We start from the raw sequence: 8,891 nt of genomic DNA, 5'->3' as shown, positions 1-8,891 counted from the left end.
CTGGCCGGGGTGACCGTCGGCCGGCGCAGCAGGATCGCGGCCGTGGCGGCGGGCGCGGCCCTGCTCGCGGGTTCCGCGTGCACCCGGTTCGGGATCTTCCGCGCCGGGATGGAGTCCGCGAACGACCCCAAGTACACCGTCCAGTGGCAGCGGAGGAAGCTCGCATGAGCCGCAAAGTCATCGCCTACCTGCCGTTCTTCGGCATCGTCCTGGTCACCTGCGCGGCTTCCTGGCTGGCGGGCAGGACCGCTCCCGAGGGCCTGATCCGGGGACGTACGATCAGCAGATGACCGAAAAGACCGAAACCACGCCTGGATGGCTCTCGCGCGACGAACTCGAGTCGGTGCGGGGCCAGCTGCCCATCCTCTACGTCGACGCCGTGCCGGTGCGGGTCGACGACACCGGCGTGGTCACCCGCGTCGGCCTGCTGCTGCGCATCGCGTCAGACGGCACGGTCAGCCGGGCGCTGGTCTCGGGACGGGTGCTGCACCACGAGCGGATCCGCGACGCGCTCCTGCGTCACCTGGAGAAGGATCTCGGCCCCGTGGCGCTCCCCCACATCCCCGCCTCCCCTCAGCCGTTCACCGTCGCCGAGTACTTCCCCACGCCCGGCGTCACCCCGTACCACGACCCCCGCCAGCACGCCGTCTCCCTGGCCTACATCGTCCCCGTCGCGGGCGACTGCCGGCCCCGGCAGGACGCCCTGGACCTGGAGTGGTTCACCCCGGAGGACGCCGCGTCCCTGGCGGTGCAGCAGGAGATGACCGGCGGGCAGGGCGTGCTGCTCAAGCAGGCCCTCGCCCACGTCGGCTGCCTGCCCTGATCAGACGGCCCTGATCAGACGGCCCTGATCAGACGGCCCTGATCAGACGGCCCTGATCAGACGGCGCTGATCAGACGGCGCTGCGGAAGGAGAGGGAGCGGCCGCCCGCGTCGAACTCGGCGCGGGCCGTGACCCGCTTCCCGCTCCCGCCGGGCAGCGCGAAGCCGACCGAGATGGCCGTTCCCGGGTCCACGCGCGGCATCGTGCGGGCCCGCGCGCGGTTCAGGCCCAGCTCGACGTCGCGCCAGGGCACCGACGAGCCGTTGTACAGCGTCACCACGACCTGGCCGCCGGTGATCTCGGTCTTCAGCCCGTACGGGATCCGCGGGTCCGGGCCGATCGAGTCGTCCAGCAGGGTCATCAGCTCGTCCACCAGCTCCACCCGCTCCGCCGCCAGGTCGCGGCGCTCCGCCGGGTCGGTGGCCAGGTCGTACAGCTCGACCCGGCCCTCCGGCCCGGCGCCCGCGATGTGCGGCGCGAAGCGGACCAGCTTCCACCGGCCGCGGCGGACCGCCTGGGCCTTGCGGGGCCGGTTCCACACCAGGTGGTCGTGCTTGGGGGCGCCCGCGCCGGTGAGCAGGCCGCGGAAGGACAGGCCGTCGAGGTGCGCGGGCACCGGCACGCCGGCCAGGTCCGCGAGGGTCGGCAGCACGTCCCACGAGGCCACCGGCTGTTTCACCACGCGCGGTCGTAACGCGGGCGACCAGGCGATCAGCGGCACGCGGATGCCGCCCTCGTAGACGTCGCGTTTGTCCCCGCGCCAGGGCCCGTTGGAGTCGAACAGCTCCGGCGTCACGCCCTTCTCGCTGTGCGGCCCGTTGTCGCTGGTGAACAGCACGAGCGTGCGCTCGGCGACACCGGCCGCGCGTAACTCCCGCACCAGCGTGGCCACGTCGGCGTCGAGCCGGGCCACCTGCGCGGCGTGCCGCCGGTTCGGGCCGCTCCACGGCCGGTTCTCGTAGCGCCCGGCGTCGCCGGGGATGACGCTCGGCGAGTGCGGCAGGTTGGTGGGGAAGTAGAGCAGGAACGGGTCGTCGCCGCCGCGCCGGATGAACTCGACCGCCCGCTCGCGGAACAGGTCCGGCGCGTACTGCCTGCCGTCGAGGCGCACCTTGGCGCCGTTGTGCCACAGGTACTTGGGGAAGTACTGGTGGGCGTGGGCGTGGCCGATGTAGCCGAAGAACTCCTCGAAGCCGCGCTCGTTCGGGTGCGAGGCCTGGCCCGGCAGCTCGGGGCCGAAGCCCCACTTGCCGAAGCAGGCCGTGCGGTAGCCGGACAGGCGCAGCAGCTCGGCGAAGGTGAGGTCGGCGTCGGTCAGCGAGCGCTGCGGGCCTCCCTCCGGGTTCTCGCGTACGGTGCCGTGACCCGCGTGCAGCCCGGTGAGCAGCGCGCAGCGCGACGGCGCGCAGAGCGGCGCCCCGGAGTAGGCCGTCTCGAAGCGCACGCCCTCGGCCGCCAGCCGGTCCAGGTTGGGGGTGCTGATCAGGCGCTGCCCCTGGCTGCCGATCTCGCCCCAGCCCAGGTCGTCGGCCAGGATCACGACGATGTTGGGCCGTGAAGGCAGACCGGCCGACGCGAGAGCAGGTGAGGGCCCAGAAGTGGGCAGGGTGAGGCCGGCGAGACTTCCGGCGAGCAGGGTACGGCGAGAGGGCCCGTCGATCACGAACCGCAACCTATCGGAGCCCAAGGCGAATAGGAGACAAATCGCAGCTGAACTTCCCTCACCGCGTGTAGCCCCACAGGCGGCAGATCTCGCGCAGCTCGTCGGGCACCTCGTCCATCGACGGCAAGGGGCGGCCCGCGACGACCGTCCCGGTGCGGATCTTGTCGCGCCAGTCGCCGATGCCCTTGACGAAGCCGCCGTGGTCCTTGTCTCCGTAGGTGAGCATGGCCGGCTCGAACTCCACCCCCAGGAAGAGGCAGAGCCGCCGCAGCTCGCGCTCGGGGTCGGCGACCAGGTCCTCGTAGCGCAGGGTCAGCCCGTCGAGGTGGGTACGGGCCTCCTCCAGGTACGTCATGTAGCTCAGCGTGCGCGGCACGGCCTCCTCCATGGGCCGCCTTTCCGGATCGGCCTCGTGCCAGGACTGCACGATGGACATGGGGTGGCGCAGCAGGAAGAGGAAGCGCGCGTCGGGCCAGCAGGTGGCGATGCGCCGCCAGGCGAACACGTTGCTCGGCGTCTTCTCCGCCAGCACCGGCTTGCCGCTGCGGGTCAGCTCGCGGTGCAGCAGCCGGTCCCACACGATGTGCTCGATGTCGCTGTGGGTGTGGCCGAGCGCCTCCATGGCCTGCCGTACGGGCTCGGTGCCGAGCCCGACCGTGAGCCGCCTGAAGTGCGTCTCGATGGGCGAATGCACCTGGGAGTGGCTGTTCAGCATGACCCGAAGGAGCGTGGACCCCGACCGTACGGACGACAGCAGGAAGACCGGCTCGCGCAGCAGCCGGTCGTGCGCGGGATCGGCGGGCGGCCGCACCTCGTCGCCCGGCAGCCGCTGCATCACCAGCGGCGGCGGTGGCGGCGGCTTCGGCGGCCGCCGCGTCAACGTGTATCCCGTCAGGCCCTCCAACGTCGTGTTGGCCCGATACCTCCAGCTCATGGCCCACAAAGGTAGAGACAGCCCGTGAACCCCAGGTGAATCCGGGCTGTGAACCTCACCCGCGCTTGTGGACGACCCGCTCGTGCACGACCGCGTACGTGTTGCGCAGCGCCGCCATCGACTCGTCGTAGGAGGCCTGCGCGACCCCGGTGAACAGGCAGTCCACCACCATGAGCTGGGCGATGCGGCTGCCCAGCGCGCCCGAGCGGAACTTCGTCTCCCGCGCGGCCGTGGTGAGCGTCACGTCGGCGGCCCGGGCCAGCGGCGAGTCGTGGAAGTTCGTGATGGCCACGGTCGAGGCGCCCGACTTGCGGGCGATCGACAGGAACTCGACCGTGTCCACGGTGGCGCCCGTGTGGGACACGGCGACGGCCACGCAGCCGGAGTCGAGCGTGGCCGCCGACGTCCAGGCCGAGTGGGAGTCGTGCCAGTTAATGGCGGTACGGCCGATGCGCGACAGCTTCTGGTGCAGGTCGAGCCCCACCAGGGAGCTCGCGCCCACCCCGAAGCTGTCGATCCGCCGGGCCGCCAGCAGCAGCGACACGGCGGTGGCCAGCGCCTCCATGTCCAGCGAGCGGGCCGTGTCGGCGATGGACAGCGTCTCGTTCATGGCCACCTTGGAGACGATGCCCTCCAGGCTGTCGTACCGGTCGATGTCGCCGGACGCCTCCGACAGGCTCGACGTGGTCAGCTCCTCGCGCGCCACCGCCCTGGCCAGGTCGATCCTGAGGTCCTTGTAGTGGGCGTAGCCCATGCGCTGGTAGAAGCGCACCACGGAGGTCGTCGAGGTCGCGCAGCGGGCGGCCAGCTCGGCGATGGACAGGTTGGCGGCCCGGGCGGGATCGCCGACGAACTCCTCCGCGATCCGCCGCTCCGACGGCCGCAGCGCGGGAAGGGCGGCCCGGATGCGGATCAGCACGGTCCCGTCGTCCTCGGACATCCTCACCCATCCCCGCAACGGAAAGAAAAGTACCCAAGTGGTAGGGTCTGCGTAATTTTATGACCAACTCCCCCCAGGAGACCAACATGCCCCGTGGCGCAATCTCCGCGGTCGGCATCGCCGCTGCGCTGTCCGTCGCCCTCACCAGCTGCTCGTCATCCTCCGGCTCATCCACTGGGCCCGCCCCGAGCGCCGGCGGCGCGGCCTCCGGCAAGACCCTCGTGGTCGGCGTGACCACCGACCCGGACACGCTCTTCCCCTGGAAGGCCACCCAGTTCCAGGCCGTCAACGTGTTGCAGAACCTGTACGGGACGCTCACGGAGTTCGACAAGGACCTGAACGTGGTCCCCGGGCTGGCCGAGTCGTGGCAGACCTCGGACGACGGCAAGACGCTCACCCTCAAGCTGAGACAGGGCGTCACGTTCGCCGACGGCAGCGCGTTCGACTCCAAGGACGCGAAGTCGTCGCTGGAGAAGATCATGGACGAGAAGACGGCGGCCGTGGCCAGGGCGTCGCTGTCGTCGGTGAAGTCGGTCGAGGCGCCCGACGCGGGCACCGTGGTGCTGGAGCTGACCGGGCCCGACGCCGCGCTGCCGGCCAACCTGGCCACCGTCAACATGGCGATGCTCTCCTCCGACGACACCGAGGAGAAGCTCAACACCACGCCGAACGGCACCGGTCCGTTCAAGCTGCGCAACCGCGTGGCGAGCCAGTCGATCACGCTGGCCAGGAACGACGCGTACTGGGGCGGCGAGAAGCCGAAGGTGGCCGCGGTCGAGTTCCGGGTGATCCCCGACGAGTCGTCCATCGTCTCGGCCATGCAGTCGGGCAACGTTCAGCTCGCGGTCTTCAACGACCCGCTCGTCGCGCAGACGGCGCAGGGCGGCGGCACGCTCACCGTGAGCAAGACGCCGCAGCTCAACTACCACGTGCTCCAGCTCAACGCGCAGCACGGCGACCTCAAGGACGTCAACGTGCGCCTGGCGATCCAGTGCGCGATCGACCGCAAGCAGGTGCTCGACACCGCCGCGCTCGGCGAGGGCGAGGTGACCGGGCCGATCACCGCCCCCGCGTTCAAGTCGGACCCGAACAAGCGCCCCTGCCCGGCCCGCGACCTGGCCAAGGCCGCCGAGTATCTCGGCAAGGCGGGCAAGTCCGGCGGGGTGACCGTCAAGACCGTCGTCTCCCAGGGCGAGTACGCGACCTCGGTCAACGAGGCCCAGAACCTCAAGGCCCAGCTCGCCGAGGCCAAGATCAACCTGGAGCTGGAGGTGCTGGAGTCCGGCGCGTTCGTGGACCGCTGGGTGGCCGCCGACTTCGACGCGGCCGTGGCGCTCAACGGCGGCCGCCCCGACCCGGACGGCTCCTACGGCCGCTACTTCACCAGCAAGGGCAACCTGAACAAGGTCGCCGGCTACAGCTCGCCCGAGCTGGACAAGCTGTTCACCGAGGGCAAGGCGACGACCGACCAGGCCGCCCGCAAGGCGATCTACGAGCAGGTCTCGGCGAAGCTGGAGGAGAACGCCCCCTGGATCTGGCTGTTCTCCGGCTACACCTACACCGCCACGGCCTCCGGCGTGCAGGGCTTCGTGCCGATGGCCAGCGGCTCGCTGCAGTATCTGCGGACCACCTCCGTCAGCTGATGAGACGTATGCGCAACCGCGTCATCAGCACGGTGGGCACCTTGTTCGGGGTGGCCGTGCTGGTGTTCGTCATGCTGCGGGCGATCCCCGGCGACCGGATCACGGCGGGGCTCGGCACCGAGGCCGCCGCGCTCACGCCCGCCCAGCGGCAGGCCCTGGAGCAGTACTACGGGCTCGACCAGCCGCTGATCGCGCAGTTCTTCTCGTGGCTGGGCAACATGTTCACGGGGAACTTCGGCTACTCGGCCCGCCAGCAGCAGAGCGTGCTCGACCTGACCCTGCACTCGCTGCCGGTGACGTTCGAGCTGGCGGTGCTCTCGATCGTGCTGGCGCTGCTGATCGGGGTGCCGCTGGGCATGCTGGCGGCCTCCAGGGCCAACTCCCCCAGGGACGCCCTCGGCCAGCTGGTGAGCCTGGCGGGGCTGTCGGTCCCGGCGTTCCTGCTGGCCACGGCGCTGCTGTCGATCTTCGCGGCGTCGTTCGGGTTCAACCCCAACGGGCAGGGCTTCGCCATGCTCTTCGACGATCCGCTGCTCAACCTGCAGCAGATGTTCCTGCCGGCGCTGGTGCTCGGCTTCGGCATCGCGGCGCCGATCCTGCGCACCACCCGCACGGCGGTGCTGGAGGTGCGCTCGGACGACTTCGTCCGCACCGCCCGCGCCAAGGGCGTGCCGGAGCGGCGGCTGCAGGTCAGGCACGTGCTGGGCAACGCGCTCGTGCCGATCGTGACCATGACCGGCCTGCAGTTCGGCTACCTGCTCGGCGGCGCGGTCGTGGTGGAGCAGATCTTCTCCGTGCCGGGCGTCGGCCGGCAGGTGCTGCTGGGCATCCAGCAGAAGGAGTACGCGGTCGTGCAGAGCACGGTGCTGGTGATCGCGCTGGCGTTCGTGCTGGTCAACCTGCTGACGGATGCGCTCTACCGGGTCATCGACCCGAGGGTGAGGGCCTCGTGAGGAGGAGTCCCGCCCTGGTGGCGGGGTCGGTGATCCTCGTGCTGCTGGCGATCGTGGCGGCGCTGTCGTACGCCGGGCTGCTGCCGTACGACCCGGTCGCGCAGCACCCGCCCTCCCGGTTCGGGGCGCCGTCCGGCGCGCACCTGTTCGGCACCGACCAGTTCGGCCGGGACGTGTTCTCGCGGGTGGCGGCCGGGGTCGGCAACTCGGCGCTCATCGCGGTCGTCGCCGTGGTGTTCGCGACCGTGGCGGGCACGCTGGGCGGGCTCGTGTCCGGCTTCTACCGCGGCGTCGCCGACGGCGCGATCGGCGGGGTCACGAACGTGCTGTTCGCGTTCCCGCCGCTGCTGCTGGCGCTGTCGCTGGCGTCGGTGCTGGACCGGAACTGGTTCACCATCGCCGTGGCCATCGCCATCGTGTACGTGCCCATCTTCGTCCGCGTCACCCGGGGCCCGGTGCTGTCGCTCAGGGAGATCGAGTACGTGAAGGCGGCCGTCTCGACCGGCATGAGCCGCTGGCAGATCATGCTCCGGCACGTCCTGCCGAACATCACCTCGATCGTCATCGTCCAGGTCGCCCTGTCGCTGTCGTGGGCGGTGCTGACCGAGGCGTCGCTGAGCTTCCTGGGCCTGGGCACGCCGCCGCCCGCGCCGTCGCTGGGCTCGATGATCTTCGAGGCGCGCAGCCTGGTCTTCGTGGCACCGTGGACGCTGATCGCGCCGGGCGCGCTCGTCGTGCTGCTGGTGGTGGGCCTCAACCTGCTCGGCGACGGTCTGCGTGACACCTTCGACCCGCGAGGAAGACGATGAGAATTCTTGGGATGATCTCCGGCACGTCGCACGACGGGATCGACGTGGCCGTGGTGGACTTCGAGCTCGTCGGCGGCCTGCTCGAAGGCCGGGTGGGTCACACGGCGAGCACGCCGTACCCGGCGGAGCTGCGGGCCCGGCTGATCGCGGCGCTGCCGCCGGCCGAGACGACGCTGGCCGAGGTGTGCGTGCTCGACACGCTCATCGGGCAGAGCTTCGCCGAGGCCGCGGCGTCGGCGATCGCGCTGGGCGGGCCCGTCGACCTGATCGTCTCGCACGGGCAGACGGTGTTCCACTGGGTGGACGGCACGCACGCGCTCGGCACGCTGCAGATCGGCCAGCCCGCGTGGATCGCCGAGCGGACCGGCGTCCCGGTGCTGTCGGACGTGCGCGTCCGGGACATCACGGCGGGCGGGCACGGGGCGCCGCTGGTGTCGGTGCTGGACGGGCTGCTGCTGCGGGCCCACGAGGGCGGTGCGGCGGCGCTCAATCTGGGCGGCATCGCGAACATGACCGTGGTGCGCGGCGGCGAGCTGTACGCCTACGACATCGGGCCCGCGAACGCGCTGATCGACGCGGTGGTCACGAGCAGAGGGCTGAACGAGCGGGGCTTCGACGCGGACGGGCGGATCGCGGCCTCGGGCCGGGTGGACGAGCGGCTGCTGGAGGTGCTGCTGGACGAGCCGTACTACGCGCTGGCGGCCCCCAAGAGCACCGGCAAGGAGCTGTTCCACCTCGGGTACGTGGAGGCCGCCCTGACCCGGGCGGGACGCGCGCCCGGGGACGCCGACCTGGTGGCGACGCTCACTGAGCTGACCGTCCGGACGGTGGCCCGGGACGTGCGGGCCGCCGGGGTGGGCGCGCTGGTCGTCTCCGGCGGCGGCTGCCGCAACCCCGTGCTCATGGACGGGCTGCGGGCCGCGCTGCCCGGCGTGGACGTGGCGCCGTCCGACGACTACGGGGCCCCGTCCGACGACAAGGAGGCCATCGCGTTCGCGCTGATCGGCTGGCTGACAGCGCACGGCCTGCCCGGCACGGCGCCGGGCGGGACGGGTGCCCGGGAGGCCCGCACCCCCGTCGAGGCGGTCGAGGCCGAGAATGGCCCTCATCGTGGTGGATTTGCCCG

The 8,891-nt window shown here is 71.3% G+C and carries 9 protein-coding genes; 6 read left to right on the top strand and 3 right to left on the bottom strand.

From position 1 onward, the window contains the following. The first annotated feature begins 164 nt into the window (after positions 1 to 164). Together ACWDX9_RS55155 and ACWDX9_RS55150 are read left to right on the top strand one after the other, a co-directional pair. Positions 165 to 290 (top strand): hypothetical protein, encoded by a 126-nt coding sequence (locus ACWDX9_RS55155; RefSeq protein WP_355198530.1) that lies wholly within the window; start codon positions 165 to 167, stop codon positions 288 to 290. After that, the gene (locus ACWDX9_RS55150; RefSeq protein WP_350727226.1) at positions 287 to 823 is read left to right on the top strand and encodes an NUDIX hydrolase family protein; all 537 of its coding nucleotides are present in this window, start codon (positions 287 to 289) and stop codon (positions 821 to 823) included. The genes ACWDX9_RS55155 and ACWDX9_RS55150 overlap by 4 nt, the downstream gene beginning before the upstream one ends. A 70-nt stretch (positions 824 to 893) precedes the next feature. Here ACWDX9_RS55150 and ACWDX9_RS55145 read toward each other — a convergent pair whose 3' ends face one another. Genes ACWDX9_RS55145 through ACWDX9_RS55135 form a run of 3 tightly spaced genes read right to left on the bottom strand, consistent with a single transcriptional unit; the run spans position 894 to position 4,360 of the window. Next, a complete protein-coding gene (locus tag ACWDX9_RS55145) occupies positions 894 to 2,486 on the bottom strand; it encodes an arylsulfatase (RefSeq protein ID WP_449970583.1) in 1,593 nt (530 codons plus the stop codon). Positions 2,487 to 2,544: 58 nt separating this feature from the next. Next, on the bottom strand, positions 2,545 to 3,420 hold the full coding sequence (locus ACWDX9_RS55140) for a sulfotransferase family protein (protein ID WP_449970580.1): 876 nt from the start codon (positions 3,418 to 3,420) through the stop codon (positions 2,545 to 2,547). A gap of 55 nt (positions 3,421 to 3,475) precedes the next feature. After that, positions 3,476 to 4,360: a MurR/RpiR family transcriptional regulator gene (locus ACWDX9_RS55135; protein WP_449970577.1), complete on the bottom strand. Its 885-nt coding sequence runs from the start codon at positions 4,358 to 4,360 to the stop codon at positions 3,476 to 3,478. Positions 4,361 to 4,446: 86 nt separating this feature from the next. On the opposite strand from ACWDX9_RS55135, the gene ACWDX9_RS55130 reads away from it, so the two are divergent. The 4 genes from ACWDX9_RS55130 to ACWDX9_RS55115 form a co-directional block, all read left to right on the top strand. Then, complete coding sequence (locus ACWDX9_RS55130) at positions 4,447 to 6,003, top strand: ABC transporter substrate-binding protein (protein WP_449970574.1); 1,557 nt, start codon at positions 4,447 to 4,449, stop codon at positions 6,001 to 6,003. After that, the gene (locus ACWDX9_RS55125; RefSeq protein WP_355198522.1) at positions 6,003 to 6,956 is read left to right on the top strand and encodes an ABC transporter permease; all 954 of its coding nucleotides are present in this window, start codon (positions 6,003 to 6,005) and stop codon (positions 6,954 to 6,956) included. Before ACWDX9_RS55130 ends, ACWDX9_RS55125 begins: the two co-directional genes overlap by 1 nt. Next, complete coding sequence (locus tag ACWDX9_RS55120) at positions 6,953 to 7,765, top strand: ABC transporter permease (protein WP_355198520.1); 813 nt, start codon at positions 6,953 to 6,955, stop codon at positions 7,763 to 7,765. The genes ACWDX9_RS55125 and ACWDX9_RS55120 overlap by 4 nt, the downstream gene beginning before the upstream one ends. Then, positions 7,762 to 8,891 (top strand): anhydro-N-acetylmuramic acid kinase (locus ACWDX9_RS55115; RefSeq protein ID WP_449970569.1); only part of this gene is annotated, 1,130 nt, incomplete at its 3' end. The genes ACWDX9_RS55120 and ACWDX9_RS55115, both read left to right, overlap by 4 nt.

The sequence above is a fragment of the Nonomuraea sp. NPDC003201 genome (assembly GCF_053590415.1).
Note: the sequence above shows the minus strand (reverse complement) of the source record. Positions and strands in the feature narration are given on the sequence as shown.

Bases quoted from the DNA above. Each gene is read 5' to 3' on its own strand.
- ACWDX9_RS55155 (WP_355198530.1), top strand. From the start codon at position 165: ATGAGCCGCAAAGTCATCGCCTACCTGCCGTTCTTCGGCATCGTCCTG.
- ACWDX9_RS55150 (WP_350727226.1), top strand. From the start codon at position 287: ATGACCGAAAAGACCGAAACCACGCCTGGATGGCTCTCGCGCGACGAA.
- ACWDX9_RS55140 (WP_449970580.1), bottom strand. From the start codon at position 3,420: ATGAGCTGGAGGTATCGGGCCAACACGACGTTGGAGGGCCTGACGGGA.
- ACWDX9_RS55135 (WP_449970577.1), bottom strand. From the start codon at position 4,360: ATGTCCGAGGACGACGGGACCGTGCTGATCCGCATCCGGGCCGCCCTT.
- ACWDX9_RS55130 (WP_449970574.1), top strand. From the start codon at position 4,447: ATGCCCCGTGGCGCAATCTCCGCGGTCGGCATCGCCGCTGCGCTGTCC.
- ACWDX9_RS55125 (WP_355198522.1), top strand. From the start codon at position 6,003: ATGAGACGTATGCGCAACCGCGTCATCAGCACGGTGGGCACCTTGTTC.